Raw genomic sequence first — 24,173 nt, 5'->3', positions numbered from 1 at the left:
TTGTCAGTGGGGGCCGCCACCATGGACACAGACGGCCACGAAGCCGTCACACGACGACAGGAGGTTCGTCATGGCCAGCTCGTCCGCAGCCGCCGCCCCGCGGCGCCGCGCAGGCAGCCCTGCCCCCTCACTGACCGGTCCGGCCGGCGATGTCCACCCCGTGCCGCGCCGCGGCACGGCGCCGCCCGCCGCTCTCGAACTGCTCGCCAAGGCCCGCTCCGGCCTCGAAGAGGCCGCCGTGCTCCACGATCCGAACGAGCGGTACGCCACCGCGCACCTCGCCGCCCTGCGAACCGCGGCGGCCGTGCTGGCCGCCCGAGGCCGCCCCGAGACGAACAAGCGCCGCCGTGAACGCATCCGCAGTGCCTGGGAGGTCCTCCCGGAGACAGCACCGGAACTGACCGAATGGAGCGCCCTCTTCGCCGCGGGCGCCCTGCGCCGGGCCCGTGCGGAGGCCGGCGTGCCGGGCGCCGCCGACGGGCGCGACGCCGACGACCTGCTGCGCGACGCGGCCATGTTCCTGCGCCTGGTGGAACGGCTCCTGGTCCTCCAGCCGGTGCTTCCGCAACCACGCCCGGAGCCTCCGGGCGGCGGGTGACCCGAGGCGAGGCAATAGGGTGGTGACCGCTCACCTCATCACCCGCACTGTTCACGCTCCGCCGTCCCCGGCGGCACGTTGCCGAGGAGTCATCTGCCGTGTCGGACCAGCCGCGCCCCCGCGCCTCCCTCCGTACCGCCGTGGTCTGGGAGGTCCTCAAGGACGCTCTGGACCGTCAGGTCGCAGCGACCGGCAGGGACGCCCTGGATGTTCTGGACACCGGCGGCGGCACGGGCAACTTCGCCGTGCCCGCGGCCCGGCTCGGCCACCGGGTCACCGTCGTCGACCCCAGCCCCAACGCGCTCTTCGCGCTGGAGCGCCGCGCGGCCGAGGCCGGGGTCGCCGACCGGGTCCGGGGAGTCCAGGGCGACATCCTCGGGCTGTTCGACGTCGTGGAGCGCGACGGCTTCGACGCGGTGCTCTGCCACGGCGTCCTGGAGTACGTCGACGAGCCCGCCGAGGGCGTGCGCAACGCGGTCGAGGCGCTGCGGCCCTCCGGCGCGCTCAGCCTGCTGGCGGCCGGCCTGGGCGGAGCCGTCCTGGCCCGCGCGCTCGCCGGTCACTTCACGGAGGCCCGGCAGGCGCTCACCGACCCGGCGGGCCGTTGGGGCGAGGGGGACCCGGTGCCCCGTAGGTTCACCGCCGAGCAGCTCTCCGGCCTGGTCTCCTCGGCCGGTCTGGAGATCGCCGCGGTGCACGGGGTCCGGGTCTTCGCCGACCTCGTGCCGGGCGTCCTGGTGGACACCGAGCCCGGCGCCGTGGAGGCGCTCCTCAAGCTCGAAGCGGCCGCCGCCGAGCAGCCCGCGTTCCACTCCGTCGCCACCCAGCTCCACGTTCTGGGCGAGAAGCGCCGCTGATCAGCAACGCAAGCGCGGACGGAGTGGGACTCAGGACCCCCGTACCGGGCGTACGCCCCGTATGATCGGGTGACACCATCCGGCATGGCGGATCGGTCGTCGGGGAATCTACGCCTCAACAGCCGAGCCGACATAGCGGTCCGGACTGGCTGAGCGCTAGAGGGCGGGTTTCACGGGGGCGAATCCCTGCCTATCCTGGAAGGGCCGCATACCGGTCGCCCCCGCGGCCGACGACGAGGAGGATCCCGTGCCGCTCTCGGAGCACGAGCAGCGCATGCTCGAGCAGATGGAGCGAGCGCTGTACGCCGAAGATCCCAAGTTCGCGACAGCGCTCGAGGGAAGCGGACTGCGTACGTACACCCGGAAAAGGGTCTACCAGGCGGTCGCTGGCTTTCTGGTGGGTATCGCGCTCCTCATGGCCGGAATGGTCGCCCAGCAGATCTGGATCAGCGTGGTGGGGTTCCTCGTCATGCTCGGCTGTGCCGTGCTCGCGGTCACCGGATGGCGCAAGGCGCCCAAGCCCGGTGAGCAACAGTCGGCTGCCGCAGGCGGCGGGGACAGCGGCGCAGGCCGCCGACCGAGACAACGCCGGTCGATGATGAACCGCATCGAGCAGCGGTGGCAGCGCCGCCGCGACGAACAGGGCCAGTAGACGCCTCGGCCCTGCTCTTCTCCGCAGGGCCGGCGGAGGCACGTGACACCGATGGGTGAGGGGTGGCCGCGTTTTCCGCGACCGCCCCTCAGCCGTTCCACGGGAGCCGTTGTCACGGTGCCCCGGGTCCGACCGCGCCGTCGGCAGTGGTGCCGTGGCCGGTCACCACAGAGCCTCCGGTCCCGACCCTAAAAGGGGTCGGGACCGGAGGCTCTGTGGTGCTTCGCCCCCGACCGCCTCACCCGTGCTGACGTGTGAGGCGACGCAGTCGGGCCGTCCAGCGACCGGCTCCCGGGCGGCCCGCCCATCGCTCCGCCAGAGCCGACCGGCGCTCCGCGAGGGCCCACACCACCCGGACGGACGATCGGGGCAGGAGCGTTGCCCGCAGCCGGGTCGAGCGGTCGGCCGATGCCCGCAGACCCGCCCGTACAGACTGCGCGTCCTCGGCCAGTCCCGAGGAGGGGCGCGGCTCGGCGGCGTACAGCACCTGTTCCACCGAGCCCGCGATCCGGCGCACCGCCTCGGCCGCGGTGGTGTCGAGGCGTCCCAGCCGCACCATCCTGGCCGCCGCCTTCCGGGGCGTCAGCGACCCGTCCGGCGCGATGCCGTGGTCCCAGGCGGTATCGGTGAGCTCCCGCCAGACAGCCAGCGTCCGCGCGGCGGCGTCCGCGGGCGTCCGGCCCCCGGAGCCCAGCCGGCGATTCCGCGTCCGTATCCGCCACAGCAGCGGCGACAACGCCAACGCCGCCACCAGCAGGACCGCCGCGTGGACCACCAGCAGCACCTTCCAGAGCGGAGTGCCCCGGTCGGTCGGCAGCGCGGCTCCCGGCTCCTGCGAGGGACCGCACCCGCCTTCCTGACGCAACTGCGGCGGGCAGCTGTCGTCGGCGGAGGGCGCCGCGGACGGCTCCTCGGAGGTGTCCGCGGAGGGCTCGGCGGCGTCGCCGGCGCTGTCCGTGGGCACCTCGGGACGGGTCCACGAGGGCGTGCTGCCCCGGCTCGGGGTGGGCTCGAACCGGGTCCACCCGACCCCCTCGAAATACAGCTCGGGCCAGGCGTGCGCGTCGCGCAGCCCGACCGACATCGCTCCGTCCGCCTTCACGGTCCCCGGGGTGAAGCCCACCGCCACCCGGGCCGGGATACCCAGCGTCCGCGCCATCGCGGCCATCGAGAAGGAGAAGTGGACGCAGAAGCCCTCCTTGTCGCGGAGGAACCGGGCGATGGCGGACGACCCCGTCCCGGAGGTGACCGTCGTGTCGTACGTGAAGCCGCCGTCGGACGCGAACCAGTCCTGGAGTTTCACGGCCTGCTCGTAGGCGTTGGACGCCCCTTCGGTGACCTGCTCGGCGGTCTCGGCGACCACCTTCGGCAGGGAGCCGGGAACCTGGGTGTATTCGCGGACCAGCTCCTGGGGCGGTGAGCCCGCAGCCGCGAGCTGGTCCGCCGTGGGTTCGACGACCAGACTGCCGACCTCGTACCGCGCGTCGCGCGTGGTCTGCCCGTCGTCGCCGACCAGGGTGCGGCCCTCGGGTTCGTACCGCCAGCGACCGCCGACGCGGACCTCGCTGGCCGGGTAGGGGAGCGGCAGATAGGTCTGCTGGTAGGAGCGCGACGCGGAGATGTTCGTCCGGACCTCGGTGACGGAGACGTCCCTGCCGAGACCGGTGGGCTGCGGGAGGCGGTCGGGAACGTCCGTCAGCCGACGGGTGGAGGAGCGCCACTCGCTGCCGTTGAACTCGTCCAGGGCCAGGATCCGGAGGTAGAGACTCTGCGGGTCCTCGATGTTGCTGCGGTACGTCATCACCTCCCGGTTGTCCGGCTGGTTGAGGTTGTTCTGCAGCGATACCAGCGGGTTCACCGCGGAGATGGTGCCGCCGCCGCTGCCCCTGCCGTTCCCCGGTCCGTCGCCGCCCAGCAGGCCGCTGTCCAGGGCGGGCAGGGCCAGGGGGACCACCAGGGCGATGCCGAGCGCGAACACGCCGATCCGCCGCCCGGTCCGGACGGGGGAGGAGCCACCGCCCACCCCGGCCAGCCCGTCGGCCAGACCGCCCGAATTCCGTGAGGCGCCACCGAAGACGCGGCCCCACTGGGAGAGCCGGTCCCGGCCCTCCGCCAGCAGGAGCAGCAGATAGCCGGAGGCGGCCAGCAGGAACCACAGCCAGCTCGCTCCGCCGTCGGAGAGACCGGCCGCGACCGAATACAGGGCGAGGAGGGGCAGTCCCGCGGGGGCCGCGCTGCGGAAGGTCACCGCCAGGGCGTCCACGGCAAGGCCGATCAGGACCACCCCGCCGACCACCAGCAGCTTGATGCCGTCGGTCATCGGGGCCGGGATGGCGTACGTGCCGACGTCCTCCCCGCCCGCCACCAGCAGCTCACCGAGGCGCATGAGGGCCCCGGGCCCCGGCACCACCCCGAACAGGGCGTGGTCCCGGACGAACACCAGCGTCAGCAGCAGCAGGGTGACCAGCGTCTGGACGCCGATGGTCAGCGTCCTCGCCAGCGGCACCCGGCGCGCGAGGGCGCCCACCCCGCTCTGGACGCCGAGCAGCACCGCCGCCTGCACCAGCCAGTCGACCCCCTCCACCAGCGGGATCAGCGCCCCCGCCGCCAGCACTGTCGCCGCATAGGCGCACAGCGCCAGCCTGGCCCGCCCGCTCATGACCATCTCCCCGTGAAACCTGTCGCGCCGCCGCTCGTGGCCGACGGTGAATCCGTGCGCATCCCGCCCGCCAGCTGCCACAACGCGGGCAGTTCGGCCCCCGGCTCCACGGGCACCGCGGTCCAGCCCGCCTCGCGCAGCCGCCGCAGCCGCTCCTCGGACCGCCCCGTGCCGTCCTCGTCGCCGGCCCAGGCGGCGCTGTCCAGGACGAAGGCGACCCCCGCCCCGGCCCGCTGCCGCATTCGGGCCGCGACCGCGGCCTGTTCCTCGTCCAGATCGCCGAAGAAGGCGATGAGCAGTCCCTCGTTGCCGCCGCGCAGCACGTCATGGGCGCGCGAGAGGCCCCCGCCGTCGGAATGGCCGACCACCGCGAGGGTGTCGAGCATCAGGCCCGCCGAGTCCGCGGACTCCTGGGTCGAGCCCGCGTAACCGCCCGACCCCTCGCCGGGCACCGCGTTCCCGTCGTCCGTGAGCAGCCGTACGGCGAAGCCGCGCTCCAGCATGTGCACGAGCGCCGAGGCCGCCCCGGAGACCGCCCATTCGAAGGCGGAGTCGGGCCCGGCGCCCTGGTAGCCGACCCCCCGGGTGTCCAGCATGACCGTGCACCTGGCCCGCTGCGGCTGTTCCTCACGGCGCACCATCAGCTCGCCGTGGCGGGCGGTGGAGCGCCAGTGGACCCGGCGCAGATCGTCGCCGTGCCGGTAGCCGCGCGGAATGATGTCGTCCTCACCGGCCAGCGCGAGGGACCGCTGCCGCCCGTCGCCGTATCCGGAGGCCTCGCCCGCCAGCCGCAGTACGGGCAGCGGCTCCGTGCGCGGGATGACGACGAGGGTGTCGTACGCGCTGAAGGAGCGGGTCAGCTCGCACATCCCGAACGGGTCGCTGAGCCGCAGCTGCAACGGGCCCAGCGGATAGCGTCCCCGCAGGTCGGAGCGGACCCGGTAGGACACCTCGCGTCGGCCGCCCGCCTCCACCCGGTCCAGGACGAAGCGGGGGCGCGGTCCGAGGACGTACGGAACACGGTCCTGGAGCATCAGCAGACCGGTGGGCAGCCGGGAGACGTTCTCCATCCGCAGGTGCACCCGGGCCTCCGCGCCCGCGGGCACGCGCGACGGTGAGAGCCGCCGGGTGCCCGTCACCCGGTAGCGGGTGCGGTAGAGCACGGTCACGCAGACCAGGGGCAACACGGCCAGCAGCAGTCCGACCCGCAGCAGATCGCCCTGGCCCAGGACGTACGCGCAGACGGCGGCGGCGAGACCGGCGGCCAGGAACGAGCGTCCCCGGGTGGTCAGTCCGCCCAGGGCCGCCCGCAGGCCGCCCTTCCTGTCGCCGTCCTCCACGGCGCCGGGCTCGCCGGCCGCCATCACAGCCGCCGTGCCCCGGGCTGCTGCTGGTGGTACAGCGGACGGCCCGGCTCCGGCCCGGCCGGCGCGGTACCACCGGCCGAGGTCGGCACGGGGGTGCGCTGGATGATCTCCAGGACCACCTGCTCCGCCGTGCGGCGGTTCAGCTGGGCCTGGGCGGTGGGCAGCAGCCGGTGCGCGAGCACCGGTGTGGCCAGCGCCTGCACGTCGTCCGGCAGGGCGTAGTCGCGCCCGCTGAGCGCGGCGGACGCCTTCGCGGCGCGCAGCAGGTGCAGCGTCGCCCGCGGGGAGGCGCCGAGCCTGAGATCGGGGTGGCTCCGGGTGGCCCCGACGAGCTCCACGGCGTAGCGCCGCACGGCGTCGGCGACATGCACCGTACGGACGGCGTCGATCAGCTTCACGATGTCGTGGGCGTGGGCCACCGGCTGGAGGTCGTCCAGCGGGGAGACGCCCCCGTGCACGTCGAGCATCTGGAGCTCGGCCTCCGGGCTGGGGTAACCGATGGAGACCCGGGCCATGAAGCGGTCGCGCTGGGCCTCGGGCAGCGGGTAGGTGCCCTCCATCTCGACCGGGTTCTGGGTGGCCACCACCATGAACGGGTCGGGCAGCTCGTAGGAGTGCCCGTCGATGGTGACCTGGCGCTCCTCCATCGACTCCAGCAGCGCCGACTGCGTCTTCGGCGAGGCGCGGTTGATCTCGTCGCCGATCACGATCTGGGCGAAGATCGCACCCGGCTTGAACTCGAACTCCCGCCGCTGCTGGTCGAAGATCGACACACCGGTGATGTCCGAGGGCAGCAGGTCCGGAGTGAACTGGATCCGCCGCACCGAACAGTCGATGGACCGTGCCAGCGCCTTGGCCAGCATGGTCTTGCCGACACCGGGGACGTCCTCGATGAGGAGGTGGCCCTCGGCGAGGAGCACCGTCAGCGATAGCCGTACGACCTCGGGCTTGCCCTCGATCACACCCTCCACCGACCTGCGTACCCGCTCTGCTGTGGTGGTCAGATCCGTGAGGCTCGCTCGATCGTCATAGGTCGTCACCCGGCCCTCCTCGGCCCTTTTGCGCAGGGGCCGTCGCGCGTACCCGCGCGGCCCACCCCGAAAAATCGGACACTCCTCCGGAAGACCCGGGGATGTCACACCCGCATTCTTGTTGCCGTTACCGCTTCGTGTCACTCGCCTGTGGATAAGTGGGTGTGAAATGTCAGCGTCTGTCGCGATTTCGGCACCACAAGGTGCGGTGATGCGTGCGTGAGGTGCGGCGGAGGGCCGGAGAGCGAGAGTGCGTTCAGGAAACGGAGTGGATCTCGCGCAGCAGACCGGTGGTCACGTCGAAGACGAACCCGCGCACGTCGTCCGTGTGGAGCAGGAACGGCGAGGTGCGCACCCGCTGCATCGACTGGCGCACGTCCTGGTCCGCGTCCGAGTAGGCCTCGACCGCCCAGACCGGACGCTGGCCCACCTCGCGCTCCAGCTCCTGCCGGAAGTCCTCGGTGAGGGACTCCAGGCCGCAGTTGGTGTGGTGGATGAGGACCACGCTGCGGGTGCCGAGCGCCCGCTGGCTGATGGTCAGTGAGCGGATCACATCGTCGGTGACCACGCCGCCCGCGTTGCGGATGGTGTGGCAGTCGCCGAGCTCCAGGCCGAGCGCCGCGTGCAGGTCGAGACGGGCGTCCATGCAGGCGACCACGGCCACCTGGAGGACGGGGCGCGCGTCCATGCCCGGATCGCGGAAGTCCTTGGCGTACCCGGCGTTCAGTGCGACGAGCCGGTCGGTGACCTGGCCCCCCTCGCGGACCGCCGCAGCGGTGGACGTCACGGACTCGGCGGGAGAGTGAGCAGAAGTCGACATGGATATGACGTTAGCCTTCCCGCCCGGCCCGGGCGTGCCGTGAGAGCGGACAAAAAACGTCAACTCGGCTGGTTGTGAGCTAACGCACAAGACTCGCGGGGATGCACCCGTTCGGGTGGGTTCGTCGCATCCGGACGGGTGGCGCGACTCGCTGCCCGGTTCGTTGATCGTGAATCGATCGAATGGCAGGGTGGACTAAAGTAACGCGAAGTCACCGACCACCCGCCGTACCCACCGCCCCATCGCACCGCACCTCCTGCACCTCCTGCATATTCCGTATTTCCCCCGTGATGTGCGGCGTACGTGCGACCCGGCCCTCTCCCGCTCTCGGTCGGCCGACGCCTCTTCCCCGGCGCCGGCGGACCTCCCCTTCAGAGCGGGCGGGGACCAGGACGTACGTGCCGGCCGCGCGGGACAGAGCCTGAGAGGGCGCCTTGAGCCAGACCCGACACGTCCCCGTGATGCTCCAGAGGTGTCTGGACCTGTTGGCCCCGGCTCTCCAGGACCCGGCCCACCCGCACCCCGTGGTCGTCGACTGCACCCTCGGCCTCGGCGGTCACAGCGAGGCGCTGCTCGCCTCCTTCCCCACCGCCCGGCTGATCGCCCTGGACCGCGACAAGGAGGCGCTCCGCCTCTCCGGTGAACGGCTCGCCCCCTACGGCGACCGCGCCACCCTCGTCCACGCGGTCTACGACGAGCTCCCCGAGGTCCTCGCGCGGCTCGGGATCCCCAAAGTCCAGGGCGTGCTGTTCGACCTGGGGGTCTCCTCCATGCAACTGGACGAGGCCGACCGCGGTTTCGCGTACGCCCAGGACGCCCCGCTCGACATGCGGATGGACCAGAGCACCGGCATGGGGGCCGCCGAGGTGCTCAACACCTATCCGCCCGGCGAACTGGTCCGGATCCTGCGCGCGTACGGCGAGGAGAAGCAGGCCAAGCGGATCGTCTCCGCCGTCGTGCGCGAGCGCGAGAAGGAGCCGTTCAGCAACAGCGCCCGGCTCGTCGAGCTGATCCGCGACGCGCTGCCGCAGGCCGCCAAGCGCACCGGCGGCAACCCCGCGAAGCGGACCTTCCAGGCCCTGCGCATCGAGGTCAACGGCGAGCTGAGCGTCCTGGAGCGGGCCATTCCGGCCGCCGTCCAGTGCCTCGACGTCAGTGGCCGCATCGCCGTGCTGTCCTACCACTCGCTGGAGGACCGGCTGGTCAAGCAGGTCTTCGCGGCCGGCGCCGCCAACACCGCGCCCCCCGGACTGCCCGTCGTCCCGGAGCGCTACCAGCCCCGGCTGAAGCAGCTCACCCGGGGCGCCGAGCTGCCCACCGAGGAGGAGGTCGCCGAGAACCGGCGCGCCGCCCCCGCCCGGCTGCGCGGCGCCCAGCGCATCCGCGCGGAGGAGCGATGAACACCCGGCGTCGCCCGACGCGAAGCGGTCGCCCGGCACCGGGCGACCGGGGAGCCGTGCGGTGAGCAAACCGGCCGCACCGCTGAAGGGGCGGGCCGCGCGGCTCGCCCGGCTGATGCCGTCCACCGGGCCCAGCACCGCGGCCCGCACCCCCTTCGTGCTGCTGGTCGTCCTGCTCCTGGGCGGCGGGCTCATCACCCTGCTCCTGCTGAACTCCGCGCTCAACGAAGGATCGTTCAGGCTCAGCGAACTGAAGCGGGACACCACCGAGCTCACCGACGAGCAGCAGGCGCTCCAGCGCGACGTCGACAGCCGTTCCCAGCCCGGCGCGCTGGAACGCCGGGCCCGGGAACTGGGCATGGTCCCCGGCGGCAGCCCCGCCTTCCTGAACCCCGACGGCACGGTCCGCGGCAACCCCACCGAGGCCACCGCCCCGCCGTCGCCGAGCCCCAGCCCCACGCCGAGCCCCACCGCCTCGGCCACCGCCGGGACCCCCGCCACCGCCGGGGCCCCCGCCACTGCCGGGACCCCCGCCACTGCCGGGACCCCCGCCACTGCCGGGGCCCCCGCAGTACCCTCCGGCTCCGCTTCGCCCTCCGGATCCGTCCCCGCTACCGAGCCCGACCCCGCAACCGCCCCCGCGGCGGAGAGCCCCCCGCCCCCGACGAGCCCCGGCAGGTGACGCAGTGCCGCCCAAGGAACCGCCGCGCCGCCGCGTACCCGGCCCGGCCCGCCCCCGTAACGGGGGGTCAGGATCCGGCCGCTCCGGCGCGCGCCCACCGGCCCGCCGCCCCCGTTCCGCCCCGGGTCGCACCACCGCGCGCCCAGGCGCACAGCGCTCCCTGCGCCTCGGCAGTCCCCGCCCCCGGCTCCGGCTCGTCAGCCTCGGGCTGACGCTGGTCATGCTGGCCTTCGTGGCCCGCCTGCTCCAGGTCCAGGCCGTCGACGCCAGCGCGTACGCGGCCAAGGCCGAGAAGAACCGCTACCTGGAGTACACGGTCGCCGCCGAGCGAGGCGAGATCACCGACCGCAAGGGTGTCGCGCTCGCCACCAGCGTGGACGCGCACAACATCACGGCCGACCCGAAGATGTTCACGCCCGAGGACAGCAAGGCCCCGGACGCGCCCCAGCAGGCGGCGGCCCTGCTCGCCCCGATCCTCGGCAAGGACGTCGACGAGCTCGTCAAGAAGCTCTCGACGCCGAAGTCCCGCTACACCGTCCTCGCCTACCGGCAGACCCCTCAGGTCTGGAAGCAGATCAAGGACCTCAAGTCCGTCTTCGCCGAGAAGGCGTACGAGGACAAGCTGAAGGGTGGTCCGGGAGCCAACGTCCTGGCCGGCGTCCTCCAGGTGCCGACCACCAAGCGCGTCTACCCCAACGGGGATCTCGCCGCCGGGATACTGGGATTCGTCAGCGCCGACGGCAAGGGCGGCGGCGGCCTCGAATCGCAGCTCGACAAGGAACTCGCGGGCGAGGACGGCAGGATCCGCTACGCCCAGGCCGGCGGCCGCCGGGTCCCCACCGCGGGCAGCAGCGAGATTCCGGCCGTGCCCGGCTCCGACATCGAGCTGACCATCGACCGCGACATCCAGTGGGCCGCCCAGAAGGCCATCAGCGACCAGGTCGAGAAGTCCAAGGCCGACCGCGGCTACGTCATCGTGCAGAACACGCGGACCGGCGAGCTGCTGGCCATGGCCAACGCCCCCGGCTACGACCCCAACGACCTCTCCCAGGCGACCTCCGCCTCCCTCGGCAACGCCGCCCTCCAGGACGTGTACGAGCCCGGCTCCACCAGCAAGGTCATGTCCATGGCCGCCGTACTGGAGGAGAAGGCCGCCACACCCGGCACCCACGTCACCGTCCCCAACCGGCTGCACCGCGGCGACCGGCTCTTCAAGGACGACGTGGACCACCCCACCTGGTACCTCACGCTCAACGGGGTCCTCGCCAAGTCCAGCAACATCGGCACCATCCTGGCGACCGGTCAGCTCGGCAAGACCCAGGCGGAGGCCAACCAGGTCCTCTACTCCTACCTGCGCAAGTTCGGCCTCGGCTCCAGGACCGGGCTCGGCTACCCCGGGGAGTCGCCGGGACTGCTGGCCCACCCCAAGGACTGGTCGACCTCGCAGCAGTACACGATCCCCTTCGGCCAGGGCCTCTCGCTCAACGCCGTCCAGGCCGCCTCGGTCTACTCCACCATCGCCAACGGCGGCGTACGGATCGCCCCCACCCTCGTCCGCGGCGCCAAGGGCTCCGACGGGCGCTTCACCGCCGCGGAGGCCCCCGAGGAGAACCGGGTGGTCAGCGAGAAGACCGCCAAGACCCTGGCGACGATGCTGGAGTCCGTCGTCGACGACCGGGAAGGGACCGGAACCAAGGCCGCCATCCCCGGCTACCGGGTGGCGGGCAAGACCGGCACCGCCAACCGTGTCGACCCCGTCCGCGGCGTCTACCGGGGCTACACCGCCTCCTTCGCGGGCTTCGCGCCCGCCGACAACCCACAGGTCACCGTCTACTGCGCGATCCAGAATCCCACCAAGGGCAGCTACTTCGGCGGCCAGATCTGCGGCCCGATCTACAAGCAGGTCATGGAGTTCGCGCTCAAGACGCTCCAGACCCCACCGTCCGGCAGCGAGCCGCCCCGGCTGCCGGTGTCCTTCAAGCCCGGCGAGTGAACACGGGGATGCGCGAGCATCTCCTCCAAGGGAAACCTCAGTGACAACCATCACCCCCGATCCAGGGAACCGGAACGAGAACCGCCGGAACCAGGGTCCCTCGCTTGGCGAGACGCCGCACCGGCCCGGTACGCTCACCGCCGTGCCCCACGCTGATCAGTCCCAAACCTCTCAGAAGGACGCGCCTGTGACCTACCCGGGAGCGCCCCGACCGGACCGGCTCCGGCCCACCCCTCTCGGCGAGCTGGCAGACCGGCTCGGCGTCGGAACGGCCGGGACCGGTGAGGTCACCGGCATCACCCACGACTCGCGGGCCGTGCGACCCGGAGACGTGTACGCGGCCCTGCCCGGCGCCCGCTTCCACGGCGCCGACTTCGCGGCCCAGGCCGCCGGCCTCGGCGCCACCGCCGTCCTCACCGACCCCGCCGGCGCCGAGCGCGCCACGGCCACCGGCCTGCCGGTGCTGGTCACCGAGAACCCGCGCGCCGTCATGGGCGAGCTGGCCGCCGACATCTACGGGCGGCCCGGCATCGGCCTCCTCCAGCTCGGCATCACCGGCACCTCCGGCAAGACCACCACCGCGTACCTCGTCGAGGGCGGACTGCGCGCCGCCGGACGCCCCACCGGGCTGATCGGCACCGTCGAGATGCGGATCGGCGACGAGCGCATCAAGTCCGAGCGCACCACCCCCGAAGCCACCGACCTCCAGGCCCTGTTCGCCGTCATGCGCGAACGCGGCGTCGAGGCCGTCGCGATGGAGGTCTCCAGTCACGCCCTGGTGCTCGGCCGGGTCGACGGCTGCGTCTTCGACGTCGCCGTCTTCAACAACCTCAGCCCGGAGCACATGGAGTTCCACTCCGGCATGGAGGACTACTTCCAGGCCAAGGCCCAGCTGTTCACCCCCGAACGCAGCCACCGCGGCGTCGTGAACTTCGACGACGAGTACGGCCGCAGGCTCCTCACCGAGTCCGGGGTGCCGGTCACCAGTTTCTCCGCCGAGGGCCACCCGGACGCCGACTGGCACGCCGAGGACGTCGAGGTCGGGCCGCAGGACAGCACCTTCACCGCCGTCGGTCCGCAGGGCGAGCGGATCACCGCCCGTGCCCCGCTGCCCGGCCCGTTCAACGTCGCCAACACCCTCGCCGCCATCGTCACGCTGGCCGTCGCGGGCGTCGACCCGCAGACCGCCGCCGACGGTATCGCGGCCGTCCCCGGGGTCCCCGGCCGGCTGGAGCGGGTGGACGCCGGACAGCCCTATCTCGCCGTCGTCGACTACGCGCACAAGACCGACGCGGTCGAGTCCGTACTGCGCTCCCTGCGCAAGGTCACCGAGGGCAAGGTGCACATCGTCCTCGGCTGCGGCGGCGACCGCGACACCACCAAGCGCGGCCCGATGGGCGCGGCAGCCGCCCGGCTCGCCGACACCGCCGTGCTGACCTCCGACAACCCCCGCTCCGAGGACCCCCTCGCGATCCTCGCCGCGATGCTCTCCGGCGCCGCCGAAGTGCCCGTCCACGAGCGCGGCGACGTGCTGGTCGACGCCGACCGCGCCTCGGCCATCGCCGCCGCCGTCGCCCGCGCGGAGGCGGGCGACACCGTCCTCGTCGCGGGCAAGGGGCACGAACAGGGCCAGGACATCCACGGGGTGGTACGCGCCTTCGACGACCGCAAAGTCCTGCACGCAGCCATCGAGCGGTCCCTGACGCGCCCCGGCGCCGCGGACCGCGCCCCTCACCTCGAGAACAACAGTCAGGGATGACCAAGTGATCACCCTTTCCCTCGCCGAGATCGCCGAAATCGTCGGCGGGCAGTCGTACGACATACCGGATCCGGCAGTCACCGTGACCGGACCCGTCGTCATCGACTCCCGCGAGGTCGCGCCGGGCAGCCTGTTCGCCGCGTTCGCCGGCGAACGGGTCGACGGCCACGACTACGCCCGGCGCGCCGTCGAGGCGGGTGCCGCGGTCGTACTGGCGGCCCGCCCCGTCGGTGTTCCGGCGATCGTCGTGGACGACGTCGTCGGCGCGCTCGGAGCCCTCGCACGTGCCGTGGTCGAACGCCTCGGCACCACCGTCGTCGGACTGACCGGCTCCGCGGGCAAGACGTCCACCAAGGACCTGATCGCGCAGCTCCTCCAGCGCAAGGGCCCGACCGTCTGGACGCCCGGCTCCCTCAACAACGAGATCGGCCTGCCGGTCACGGCGCTGACCGCCACCGCCGAGACCGAGCACCTGGTCCTGGAGATGGGGGCCCGCGGCGTCGGCCACATCCACTACCTGGCCGACCTCACCCCGCCCCGCATCGGCCTCGTCCTGAACGTCGGTTCCGCGCACCTCGGCGAGTTCGGCAGCCGGGAGGCCATCGCCCAGGCCAAGGGCGAGCTGGTCGAGGTCCTGCCCGAGGACGGCTGCGCCGTGCTCAACGCGGACGACCCGCTCGTCCGCGCCATGGCCTCGCGCACCAACGCCCGCGTCCTGCTCTTCGGAGAAGCCCCGGAAGCGGACGTACGGGGCGAGAAGGTCAGGATGACCGCCGACGGACGGCCCGCCTTCGAGCTCCACACACCCACCGGGTGCAGCGACGTGACCATGCGCCTGTACGGTGAGCACCACGTGTCGAACGCGCTCGCCGCGGCCGCCGTCGCCCATGAGTTGGGCATGTCCGTGACCGAGATCGCCGAGGCGCTCTCGGAGGCGGGCACCCTCTCCCGCTGGCGCATGGAGGTCACCGAGCGTCCGGACGGTGTGACGGTCGTCAACGACGCCTACAACGCGAACCCCGAATCCATGAGAGCCGCACTGCGTGCGCTGGCTGCCATGGGCCAGGCCCGAGGGGCCGACGGGGGGCGCACCTGGGCGGTGCTCGGTCAGATGGCCGAGCTCGGTGACGCGTCGCTCGCCGAGCACGACGCGGTCGGACGGCTCGCCGTCCGGCTCAACGTCAGCAAGCTCGTCGCTGTCGGGGGGAGAGAAGCCTCCTGGCTGCAACTGGGCGCATATAACGAGGGTTCGTGGGGTGAGGAGTCGGTGCACGTGTCCGACGCACAGGCGGCCGTCGACCTGTTGCGCAGTGAACTGCGCCCGGGAGACGTCGTGCTGGTGAAGGCGTCCCGGTCGGTCGGCCTGGAGAAGGTCGCCCTGGCACTGCTGGAGAACTCGACCGAGGGCGAGGTCGCCGGCCGATGAGGCAGATCCTCTTCGCGGGGGCCATCGGGCTCTTTCTGACCCTGGTCGGTACTCCGCTGCTGATCAAGCTGCTGGCCCGCAAGGGATACGGGCAGTTCATCCGGGACGACGGCCCGCGCACGCACGGCAGCAAGAAGGGCACGCCCACGATGGGCGGCATCGCCTTCATCCTGGCGACGGTCATCGCGTACCTCCTCGCGAAGGTCCTCACGGGAGAGGACATCCGCTACTCCGGCGTCCTCGTGCTGTTCCTCATGACCGGCATGGGGCTCGTCGGGTTCCTCGACGACTACATCAAGATCGTCAAGCAGCGTTCGCTCGGTCTGCGGGCCAAGGCGAAGATGGCGGGACAGCTGATCGTCGGCATCGCCTTCGCGGTGCTCTCGCTCCAGTTCCCCAACTCCGCGGGCAGCACTCCGGCCTCCGACCGGCTCTCCTTCGTGGAGGACTTCGGCTGGTCGATCGGCCCGGTGCTGTTCTGCGTCTGGGCGCTGTTCATGATCCTCGCCATGTCCAACGGCGTGAACCTCACCGACGGCCTCGACGGTCTGGCCACCGGCGCCTCGGTGATGGTCTTCGGCGCCTACACCTTCATCGGCCTCTGGCAGTTCCAGGAGTCCTGCGCCAACGCGGACAAGCTGACCAACCCGAGCGCCTGTTTCGAGGTACGCGACCCGCTGGACCTCGCCGTCGTCGCCGCCGCCCTGATGGGCGCCTGCTTCGGCTTCCTGTGGTGGAACACCTCCCCCGCCAAGATCTTCATGGGCGACACCGGATCGCTCGCCCTCGGCGGCGCGATCGCGGGCCTCGCGATCCTCTCCCGGACCGAGCTCCTGATGGCCGTCCTCGGCGGCCTCTTCGTGATGATCACCATGTCCGTGGTCATCCAGGTCGGTTCGTTCAAGATGACCGGCAAGCGGGTCTTCCGGATGGCACCGCTCCAGCACCACTTCGAACTCAAGGGGTGGTCCGAAGTCCTTGTCGTGGTCCGCTTCTGGATCATCCAGGGCATGTGCGTGATCGTCGGCCTCGGCCTCTTCTACGCGGGATGGGCAGCCAAGAAGTGAGCAGCACCGTGGACTGGCAGGGCAAGCACGTCACCGTCGCCGGGCTCGGCGTCAGCGGGATCCCCGCGGCCCGCGCCCTGCACGAGCGCGGCGCGCTCGTCACCGTCGTCAACGACGGCGACGACGAGCGCGCCCGCGCGCAGGCGGCGGAACTGGAGGCGCTCGGCATCACCGTGCGCCTCGGTGACGGCGCGACCCTGCCGCCGTCCACGGAACTCGTCGTCACCGCCCCCGGCTGGCAGCCGGACAAGCCGCTCTTCCTGGCTGCCGCCGAGGCGGGCGTCCCGGTCTGGGGCGACGTCGAACTGGCCTGGCGACTGCGCGGGACCAACGGCCGCGAGGCCGCCCCCTGGCTCGCGGTCACCGGCACCAACGGCAAGACCACGACCGTACGGATGCTGGCCTCGATCCTTCAGGCCGCGGGTCTGCGCACCGCGGCCGTCGGCAACATCGGCGTATCCCTGCTGGACGCGGTGCTCGGGGAGACCGAGTACGACGTCCTCGCCGTCGAACTCTCCAGCTACCAGCTGCACTGGGCGCCCTCGCTGCGGGCCCACTCCGCCGCCGTCCTCAACCTGGCCCCGGACCACCTCGACTGGCACGGTTCGATGGAGGCCTACGCCGCGGACAAGGGCCGCGTCTACGAGGGCAACACGGTCGCCTGCGTCTACAACGCGGCCGACCCGGCCACCGAGGACCTGGTGCGCGAGGCGGACGTCGAAGAGGGCTGCCGGGCCATCGGCTTCACCCTCGGCGCCCCCGGCCCCTCGCAGCTCGGCGTGGTCGACGGCATCCTCGTCGACCGGGCGTTCGTCGCCAACCGTCAGAAGCAGGCCCAGGAACTGGCCGAGGTCACCGACGTCAACCCGCCGGCCCCGCACAACATCGCCAACGCGCTCGCCGCCGCCGCCCTCGCCCGCGCCTTCGGCGTGGAACCGGCCGCGGTCCGCGACGGACTCCGCGCCTTCCGGCCGGACGCCCACCGCATCGAGCACGTCGCGGACATCGGCGAAGTCGCTTACGTGGACGACTCGAAGGCCACCAACACCCATGCCACCGAGGCCTCCCTCGCCGCCTACGACTCCATCGTCTGGATCGCGGGCGGCCTGGCGAAGGGCGCCACCTTCGACGAGCTGGTCACCGGCGCGGCGAAGCGGCTGCGCGGGGTCGTGCTGATCGGCGCCGACCGGGCGCTGATCCGCGAAGCCCTGACGCGACACGCCCCCGAAGTCCCGGTGGTCGACCTCGACCGGACCGACACTGGGGCGATGTCCGAAGCGGTCGCGCGGGCGGCCGAGCTCGCCCGGCCGGGCGATACGGTACTGCTGGCCCCGGCCTGTGCCTCGATGGACATGTTCACCAACTACAACAAGCGGGGCGAGGCGTTCGCGGACGCGGTCCGCGCACGCGCCGACGAGAGCGCCTGACCGACCGGGCCTCCGCGCCCGGGGTTCACGGGCCCCGGGCACGAGCAGTGGAGGGGACAGCGACAATGCCGGCCGACGAGAGATTCGCCGTACGGCGGGACCGCGCACGGGCCTCGGTCCCCCGCCCCCTCACCGCGACGCCCGCCCCCTCCGGCGTACCGATGCCCGACGGGCTCGCCCTGCGCGGGCGCCTCGCCACCGGAGCCCGGCGCCCCGCGAAGTCACGCGGCTCCGGACCCGGCGGCTCGGGATCCCGCCTCCCGCGCACCGGGCGCGGCGGCGGACCCCGCCGTACCTACGAGCGGGCACGACGGGCCTGGGACCGGCCCCTGACCGCCTACTACGTGATCCTCGGCTCCAGCCTCCTGATCACCGTGCTGGGCCTGGTGATGGTCTACTCCGCCTCGATGATCAAGGCGCTGGACATCAGCAAGCCCTCGACCTACTTCTTCGGCAAGCAGTTCCTCGCCGCCGTCATCGGCGGCACGCTGATGCTGATCGCCGCCCGGATGCCGGCGAAACTGCACCGGGCGCTGGCCTACCCGATACTGATGGTCACCGTCTTCCTGATGGTCCTGGTCCAGGTGCCGGGGATAGGGATGTCGGTCAACGGCAACCAGAACTGGCTCTACCTGGGCGGCCCGTTCCAGCTCCAGCCCAGCGAGTTCGGCAAGCTGGCCCTCATCCTGTGGGGGGCGGACCTGCTGGCCCGCAAGCAGGACAAGCGGTTGCTGACGCAGTGGAAGCACATGCTCGTACCGCTCGTGCCGGTCGCCTTCATGCTGCTCGGGCTGATCATGCTCGGTGGCGACATGGGAACCGCGATCATTCTCACGGCGATCCTGTTCGGACTGCTCTGGCTGGCGGGCGCTCCCACCCGGCTGTTCGCCGGGGTGCTCGGCTTCGCCGCCGTCATCGCGTTCCTGCTGATCAGGACCAGTCCCAACCGGATGTCCCGGCTTGCCTGCATGGGCGTGAGCGAACCCGATCCGGAGGGTGGTTGCTGGCAGGCCGCACACGGGATCTATGCTCTGGCGTCCGGCGGATGGTTCGGTTCCGGACTGGGTGCGAGTGTGGAAAAATGGGGTCAACTCCCGGAACCTCACACCGACTTCATCTTCGCCATCACCGGCGAGGAGCTGGGGCTGGCGGGGACGCTGTCCGTGCTCGCCCTGTTCGCGGCTCTAGGCTATGCGGGTATCCGCGTGGCCGGACGCACGGAGGACCCCTTCGTGAGGTTTGCCGCGGGAGGCGTGACCACGTGGATCACGGCCCAGGCCGTGATCAACATCGGTGCGGTGCTCGGCCTGTTGCCGATCGCCGGGGTGCCGCTCCCGCTGTTCTCCTACGGGGGGTCGGCCCTGCTGCCGACGATGTTCGCGGTCGGGCTGATGATCGCCTTCGCACGGGAGGACCCAGCCGCCAAGGCGGCCCTGGCCATGCGGAAGCCCGGGGTGAGATGGAAGACGATGAGACGGCGCGTCAAGAAGCGTCCGTCCGGAGAGCGGTGAATTTCGGTGCATGTCGTACTCGCCGGCGGGGGGACCGCCGGACACATCGAGCCCGCGCTTGCCCTCGCAGACGCCCTGCGCAGGCAGGACCCGACCGTGGGAATCACTGCCCTCGGCACGGAACGCGGACTGGAGACCAGGCTCGTGCCCGAGCGGGGGTACGAGCTGGCGCTCATTCCCGCCGTGCCACTGCCCCGTAAGCCCACACCCGAACTGATCACCGTCCCGGGCCGGCTGCGCGGCACCATCAAGGCCGCCGAGCAGATCCTGGAGCGCACCAAGGCGGACTGCGTGGTCGGCTTCGGCGGCTACGTCGCGCTGCCCGGCTACCTGGCCGCCAAGCGGGCCGGTGTGCCGATCGTGGTCCACGAGGCCAACGCCCGCCCGGGCCTGGCCAACAAGATCGGTTCGCGGTACGCCCACGGGGTCGCCGTCTCCACCCCCGACAGCAAGCTGCGCGGCGCCCGCTACATCGGCATCCCGCTGCGCCGCACCATCGCCACCCTGGACCGCGCGAGGGTCCGCCCGGAGGCCCGCGCCTCCTTCGGCCTCGACCCCAACCTGCCCACGCTGCTGGTCTCCGGCGGCTCGCAGGGCGCGCGCCACCTCAACGAGGTGGTCCAGCGGGTCGCGCCGCTGCTCCAGCGCTCCGGGATCCAGATCCTTCATGTGGTCGGCCCGAAGAACGAATTGCCGCGCATCGACAACATGCCCGGGATGCCGCCCTACATCCCGGTACCGTACGTGGACCGGATGGACCTCGCGTACGCCGCGGCCGACATGATGCTCTGCCGCGCGGGCGCGATGACCGTCGCCGAACTCTCCGCCGTCGGGCTCCCCGCCGCCTACGTCCCGCTGCCCATCGGCAACGGCGAACAGCGGCTCAACGCCCAGCCGGTGGTCAACGCCGGCGGCGGCCTGCTGGTGGACGACGCGGCGCTCACCCCGGAGTGGGTGCAGGGCAACGTCCTGCCGGTACTGTCGGACCCTCACCGGCTGTACGAAATGTCCCGCGCCGCGGCCGAGTTCGGCCGGCGCGACGCCGACGACCTGCTCGTCGGCATGGTGTACGAAGCGATTGCCGCGCGCCGCTAGGCGCCCGGCGCGATGCGGTGCGGACCCGGGGCGGGCGCCCCGGGTCCGTCGAAGGAGCGAGCGTGGCCGGACCGACGACCGCCCAGCGCGGCGCACCCGAGCGGGCGGACACCTCCGCCGGTCCGCAGCGCAGCGGCCCCGAGGGGCCCCGGATCAGCCGCCGCACCCTGCTGATCCTGATCGGCGTCGTGGTCGCCCTGCTCGCCGCGTTCGTGATCTGGGTGCTCTACGGCTCTTCCTGGCTCCGCGTCGAGAAGGTCAGCACGAGTGGCGTCGAGGTACTGACCCGCGAAGAAGTGGAAGCGGTTGCCGCCACACCGATCGGCGCCCCGTTGGTCTCCGTGGACACCGGTGCCATGGAGCGCCGGTTGCGCCAGAAGTTGCCTCGTATCGACACAGTTGATGTCGTTCGGTCCTGGCCGGACGGCATCGGCCTTAAGGTGACCGAACGGAAGCCGGTCCTGCTGGTCGAAAAGGGCGGCGCGTTCGTGGAAGTGGATGCCGAGGGTGTGCGCTTCGCCACCGTGGACAAGGCGCCGAAGGGCGTGCCCCTGCTGGAGCTGACTCCCGAACCGTCCGCGAGTCTTCGCCGCTTCGGCGGTGACGGTCTGTTGCGGGAAGCGGTCCGGGTCGCCGGCGACCTTCCCGCAGGTGTGGCCGAGGACACCGAGGCGGTACGGGTCACCTCGTACGACGCGATCTCCTTGCTGCTCACCCGGGATCGTGTGGTGACCTGGGGGAGTGGTGAAGACGGGGCCGTGAAGGCGAGCGTCCTCACCGCACTCATGAAAGCGGCGCCCAAAGCGGAACAGTTCGACGTAAGCGCTCCTACCGCCCCGGCGGTATCGGCGAGTTGACGGGTATTTGTGCTGGCCAGCACCCTGGTTGGTCAGCGCTACAGGTGATCACATAGGGTGAAAAGAAAAACGGGAGGTTCGGCGTGTTCGTTGAACGTGCGCCGCTTGTCGACTTAGTGTCCTGTTCGGAAGAGTCCAGGAAGCAGACACACTGGTAACCCTAAACTTCAACGTTAGGGTTTGGGTCGGCGTTCGGACCGTCCCCATCGACATCAGTCGTCGCCGCGGAGCTACCGCAGAGCGACGACACGTAACTCGAGGCGAGAGGCCTTCGACGTGGCAGCACCGCAGAACTACCTCGCAGTCATCAAGGTCATCGGTGTCGGCGGCGGTGGTGTCAATGCCATCAACCGAATGATCGAGGTCGGTCTCAAGGGCGTCGAGTTCATCGCGATCAACACGGACGCACAGGCCCTGTTGATGAGCGACGCCGACGTCAAGCTCGACGTCGGCCGCGAACTCACCCGGGGCCTCGGCGCCGGGGCGAACCCGGCCGTCGGTCGTAAGGCGGCAGAGGACCACCGCGAGGAGATCGAGGAGGTCCTCAAGGGGGCCGACATGGTCTTCGTCACCGCCGGAGAAGGCGGCGGCACCGGCACCGGCGGCGCACCCGTCGTCGCCAACATCGCGCGCTCGCTCGGCGCCCTGACGATCGGCGTGGTCACCCGCCCGTTCACCTTCGAGGGCCGGCGACGCGCGAACCAGGCGGAGGACGGCATCGCCGAACTCCGCGAAGAGGTCGACACCCTCATCGTCATTCCCAACGACCGCCTGCTGTCCATCTCGGACCGCCAGGTCAGCGTGCTCGACGCGTTCAAGTCGGCCGACCAGGTGCTGCTCTCGGGTGTCCAGGGCATCACCGACCTCATCACCACCCCGGGTCTGATCAACCTCGACTTCGCCGACGTCAAGTCGGTCATGTCGGAGGCCGGATCGGCGCTCATGGGCATCGGCTCGGCGCGCGGCGACGACCGCGCGGTGGCGGCGGCGGAGATGGCGATCTCCTCGCCGCTCCTGGAAGCCTCCATCGACGGCGCCCGCGGTGTCCTCCTCTCCATCTCCGGCGGCAGCGACCTCGGTCTCTTCGAGATCAACGAGGCCGCCCAACTGGTGAGCGAGGCCGCGCACCCCGAGGCCAACATCATCTTCGGCGCCGTCATCGACGACGCCCTGGGCGACGAGGTGCGGGTCACCGTGATCGCGGCGGGCTTCGACGGCGGGCAGCCGCCGGCCCGCCGGGAGAACGTCCTCGGCGCGAACAGCAACAAGCGCGAGGAGCCGGCCGCCCCGGCCAGATCCTCCGCCGAGTCCGCGCGCCCGACGGGCGGACTCGGTTCCGTGCCTCCGCGCGAGGAGAGCCCGGCTCCGGCCGAGCCCACCCCCGCGTCGGCCTCGAGTGAGAGCGCGCTCGGGCCGGTCTCGCCGCCGCACGTCCCGCCGGCCCGTCCCTACCAGGACACCCAGGCCGAAGAGCTGGACGTTCCGGACTTCTTGAAGTGATAGCCCAGCACCGGGCGGAACCCGTCACGGGCAGCGCTCACTTCGCCTTCACCGACCGGTGGGGCGGAGTGAGCGCCGCTCCGTACGGTGAGCTCAACCTCGGCGGCGCGGTCGGCGACGACCCCGCCGCCGTCGGCGCGAACCGGGAGCGTGCGGCCGGACGCCTCGGCCTCGACCCGGCCCACGTCGTCTGGATGAACCAGGTGCACGGCCGGGACGTCGCGGTGGTGGACGGACCCTGGGGTGCGGACGCGGAGATTCCGGCCGTGGACGCGGTGGTCACCGCCCGGCGCGGACTGGCGCTCGCGGTCCTCACCGCCGACTGCACTCCCGTTCTTCTCGCCGACCCGGTCGCCGGGGTCGTCGGGGCGGCGCACGCCGGGCGGCCGGGACTGGTCGCCGGAGTCGTTCCGGCGGTGGTCGAGGCCATGGCCGCGCTCGGCGCACACCCCTCCCGGATCACCGCGCACACCGGGCCGGCCGTCTGCGGACGGTGCTACGAAGTGCCGGAGGCGATGCGGGCCGAGGTCGCCGACGCCGTCCCCGGCACCTGGTCCGAGACCAGTTGGGGAACCCCGGCGGTCGACGTCACCGGCGGAGTCCACGCCCAGCTCAGCGCCCTCGGTGTGACGGACCGGCACTCCTCGCCGCACTGCACCCTGGAGTCGGGCGACCACTTCTCGTACCGCCGCGACCGCACCACCGGGCGGCTCGCCGGATATGTCTGGTTGGACTGATAGGGCATGACGGATCGTAAGGCTGAACTCGCCGCGAATCTGGCACGGGTGGAGGAAAGGATCGTCTCCTCCTGCGCCGCGGCCGGTCGGAAGCGCGAGGAAGTGACCCTGATCGTGGTCACCAAGACCTACCCCGCGAGCGATGTGCGGATCCTGCGTGAACTCGGCGTGCGCCATGTCGCGGAGAATCGCGACCAGGACGCCGCCCCTAAAGCCGCGGCTTGTCGGGATCTTTCGCTGACATGGCACTTTGTCGGACAATTGCAGACGAACAAGGTTCGTTCTGTGGCCAGTTATGCCGATGTCGTGCAGTCGGTGGACCGCGCCAAGCTGGTCACCGCTCTCTCCGCCGCCGCGGTGCGCGGGGAGCGTGAACTCGGTTGCCTGATCCAGGTCGCCCTGGACGCGGAGAGTGGTGAGCGCGGTGAGCGCGGTGGTGTCGCGCCGGACGGGATCGAGGAGTTGGCGGCCGCGATCGACGCGGCCGACGGGCTCCGTCTCGACGGGCTGATGACCGTGGCGCCGCTGGCCGGGGAGTACGCCGGTCGGCAACGGGCCGCGTTCGACCGGCTGATGGAAATCTCATCCCGCCTGCGCGCAGGTCATCCGACTGCGAACATGGTCTCCGCAGGTATGAGCGGGGACCTTGAGGACGCGGTGGCGGCCGGAGCGACACATGTACGCGTCGGTACGGCGGTACTCGGAGTCCGACCCCGGCTCGGGTAACGTCGCGAA

20 protein-coding genes are annotated in these 24,173 nt (G+C 71.7%); 16 read left to right on the top strand and 4 right to left on the bottom strand.

The window, feature by feature from the left end; translation table 11 throughout:
- Positions 1–70 precede the first annotated feature (70 nt).
- From ACH4RG_RS12445 to ACH4RG_RS12435, 3 genes are all read left to right on the top strand, one after another.
- Complete coding sequence (locus tag ACH4RG_RS12445; protein WP_397916400.1) at positions 71–598, top strand: SAV_6107 family HEPN domain-containing protein; 528 nt, start codon at positions 71–73, stop codon at positions 596–598.
- A gap of 98 nt (positions 599–696) precedes the next feature.
- A complete protein-coding gene (locus tag ACH4RG_RS12440) occupies positions 697–1,455 on the top strand; it encodes a methyltransferase (protein WP_397930493.1) in 759 nt (252 codons plus the stop codon).
- A gap of 247 nt (positions 1,456–1,702) precedes the next feature.
- Entirely contained in the window at positions 1,703–2,107 is a 405-nt protein-coding gene (locus ACH4RG_RS12435; RefSeq protein WP_397916398.1) for a DUF3040 domain-containing protein, read from the top strand.
- Positions 2,108–2,345: 238 nt separating this feature from the next.
- Here ACH4RG_RS12435 and ACH4RG_RS12430 read toward each other — a convergent pair whose 3' ends face one another.
- From ACH4RG_RS12430 to ACH4RG_RS12415, 4 genes are all read right to left on the bottom strand, one after another.
- Positions 2,346–4,766: a DUF3488 and DUF4129 domain-containing transglutaminase family protein gene (locus ACH4RG_RS12430; protein ID WP_397916397.1), complete on the bottom strand. Its 2,421-nt coding sequence runs from the start codon at positions 4,764–4,766 to the stop codon at positions 2,346–2,348.
- A complete protein-coding gene (locus ACH4RG_RS12425; protein ID WP_397916396.1) occupies positions 4,763–6,130 on the bottom strand; it encodes a DUF58 domain-containing protein in 1,368 nt (455 codons plus the stop codon). The genes ACH4RG_RS12430 and ACH4RG_RS12425 overlap by 4 nt, the downstream gene beginning before the upstream one ends.
- Positions 6,130–7,173 carry an AAA family ATPase gene (locus ACH4RG_RS12420; RefSeq protein WP_397916395.1) on the bottom strand — a complete coding sequence of 348 codons (1,044 nt, stop codon included), beginning with the start codon at positions 7,171–7,173 and terminating at the stop codon, positions 6,130–6,132. Before ACH4RG_RS12420 ends, ACH4RG_RS12425 begins: the two co-directional genes overlap by 1 nt.
- Positions 7,174–7,420: 247 nt before the next feature.
- Positions 7,421–7,984 (bottom strand): carbonic anhydrase, encoded by a 564-nt coding sequence (locus ACH4RG_RS12415; protein WP_251145170.1) that lies wholly within the window; start codon positions 7,982–7,984, stop codon positions 7,421–7,423.
- Positions 7,985–8,418: 434 nt separating this feature from the next.
- Here ACH4RG_RS12415 and rsmH point away from each other — a divergent pair, with 434 nt between their 5' ends.
- The 13 genes from rsmH to ACH4RG_RS12350 all read left to right on the top strand — a co-directional run bounded on the left by rsmH (position 8,419) and on the right by ACH4RG_RS12350 (position 24,164).
- Entirely contained in the window at positions 8,419–9,384 is a 966-nt protein-coding gene (rsmH, locus tag ACH4RG_RS12410) for a 16S rRNA (cytosine(1402)-N(4))-methyltransferase RsmH (RefSeq protein ID WP_398539475.1), read from the top strand.
- A gap of 61 nt (positions 9,385–9,445) precedes the next feature.
- Positions 9,446–10,066 carry a septum formation initiator family protein gene (locus tag ACH4RG_RS12405; protein WP_398539474.1) on the top strand — a complete coding sequence of 207 codons (621 nt, stop codon included), beginning with the start codon at positions 9,446–9,448 and terminating at the stop codon, positions 10,064–10,066.
- Between the two features lie 4 nt (positions 10,067–10,070).
- Positions 10,071–12,059, top strand: coding sequence for a peptidoglycan D,D-transpeptidase FtsI family protein (locus ACH4RG_RS12400; RefSeq protein WP_397916392.1), 1,989 nt, complete (start codon positions 10,071–10,073; stop codon positions 12,057–12,059).
- Between the two features lie 40 nt (positions 12,060–12,099).
- Complete coding sequence (locus ACH4RG_RS12395) at positions 12,100–13,818, top strand: UDP-N-acetylmuramoyl-L-alanyl-D-glutamate--2,6-diaminopimelate ligase (protein ID WP_397916391.1); 1,719 nt, start codon at positions 12,100–12,102, stop codon at positions 13,816–13,818.
- A gap of 4 nt (positions 13,819–13,822) precedes the next feature.
- On the top strand, positions 13,823–15,244 hold the full coding sequence (gene murF, locus ACH4RG_RS12390; protein ID WP_397916390.1) for a UDP-N-acetylmuramoyl-tripeptide--D-alanyl-D-alanine ligase: 1,422 nt from the start codon (positions 13,823–13,825) through the stop codon (positions 15,242–15,244).
- Positions 15,241–16,311, top strand: coding sequence for a phospho-N-acetylmuramoyl-pentapeptide-transferase (gene mraY, locus ACH4RG_RS12385; RefSeq protein WP_274029596.1), 1,071 nt, complete (start codon positions 15,241–15,243; stop codon positions 16,309–16,311). Before murF ends, mraY begins: the two co-directional genes overlap by 4 nt.
- Positions 16,293–17,738: a UDP-N-acetylmuramoyl-L-alanine--D-glutamate ligase gene (murD, locus tag ACH4RG_RS12380; protein WP_397916389.1), complete on the top strand. Its 1,446-nt coding sequence runs from the start codon at positions 16,293–16,295 to the stop codon at positions 17,736–17,738. The genes mraY and murD overlap by 19 nt, the downstream gene beginning before the upstream one ends.
- Positions 17,739–17,803: 65 nt before the next feature.
- Positions 17,804–19,249, top strand: coding sequence for a putative lipid II flippase FtsW (gene ftsW, locus ACH4RG_RS12375; protein ID WP_397916388.1), 1,446 nt, complete (start codon positions 17,804–17,806; stop codon positions 19,247–19,249).
- A 6-nt stretch (positions 19,250–19,255) separates the two neighbouring features.
- The gene (gene murG, locus ACH4RG_RS12370) at positions 19,256–20,344 is read left to right on the top strand and encodes an undecaprenyldiphospho-muramoylpentapeptide beta-N-acetylglucosaminyltransferase (RefSeq protein WP_007451369.1); all 1,089 of its coding nucleotides are present in this window, start codon (positions 19,256–19,258) and stop codon (positions 20,342–20,344) included.
- A 62-nt stretch (positions 20,345–20,406) separates the two neighbouring features.
- The gene (locus ACH4RG_RS12365; protein WP_398539473.1) at positions 20,407–21,201 is read left to right on the top strand and encodes a cell division protein FtsQ/DivIB; all 795 of its coding nucleotides are present in this window, start codon (positions 20,407–20,409) and stop codon (positions 21,199–21,201) included.
- Positions 21,202–21,477: 276 nt separating this feature from the next.
- The gene (gene ftsZ / locus ACH4RG_RS12360) at positions 21,478–22,701 is read left to right on the top strand and encodes a cell division protein FtsZ (protein ID WP_397916386.1); all 1,224 of its coding nucleotides are present in this window, start codon (positions 21,478–21,480) and stop codon (positions 22,699–22,701) included.
- A complete protein-coding gene (gene pgeF / locus ACH4RG_RS12355) occupies positions 22,698–23,438 on the top strand; it encodes a peptidoglycan editing factor PgeF (protein ID WP_397930504.1) in 741 nt (246 codons plus the stop codon). Before ftsZ ends, pgeF begins: the two co-directional genes overlap by 4 nt.
- Before the next feature lie 6 nt (positions 23,439–23,444).
- Positions 23,445–24,164: a YggS family pyridoxal phosphate-dependent enzyme gene (locus ACH4RG_RS12350; RefSeq protein ID WP_397916384.1), complete on the top strand. Its 720-nt coding sequence runs from the start codon at positions 23,445–23,447 to the stop codon at positions 24,162–24,164.
- The last annotated feature ends 9 nt before the right edge of the window (positions 24,165–24,173 follow it).

Origin of the sequence: Streptomyces sp. NPDC021019 (genome assembly GCF_044333295.1) — a bacterium.
Lineage (GTDB): Bacteria > Actinomycetota > Actinomycetes > Streptomycetales > Streptomycetaceae > Streptomyces.
The sequence above is the reverse complement of the archived record's forward strand: the minus strand, read 5'-3'. Positions and strand labels throughout refer to the sequence as shown.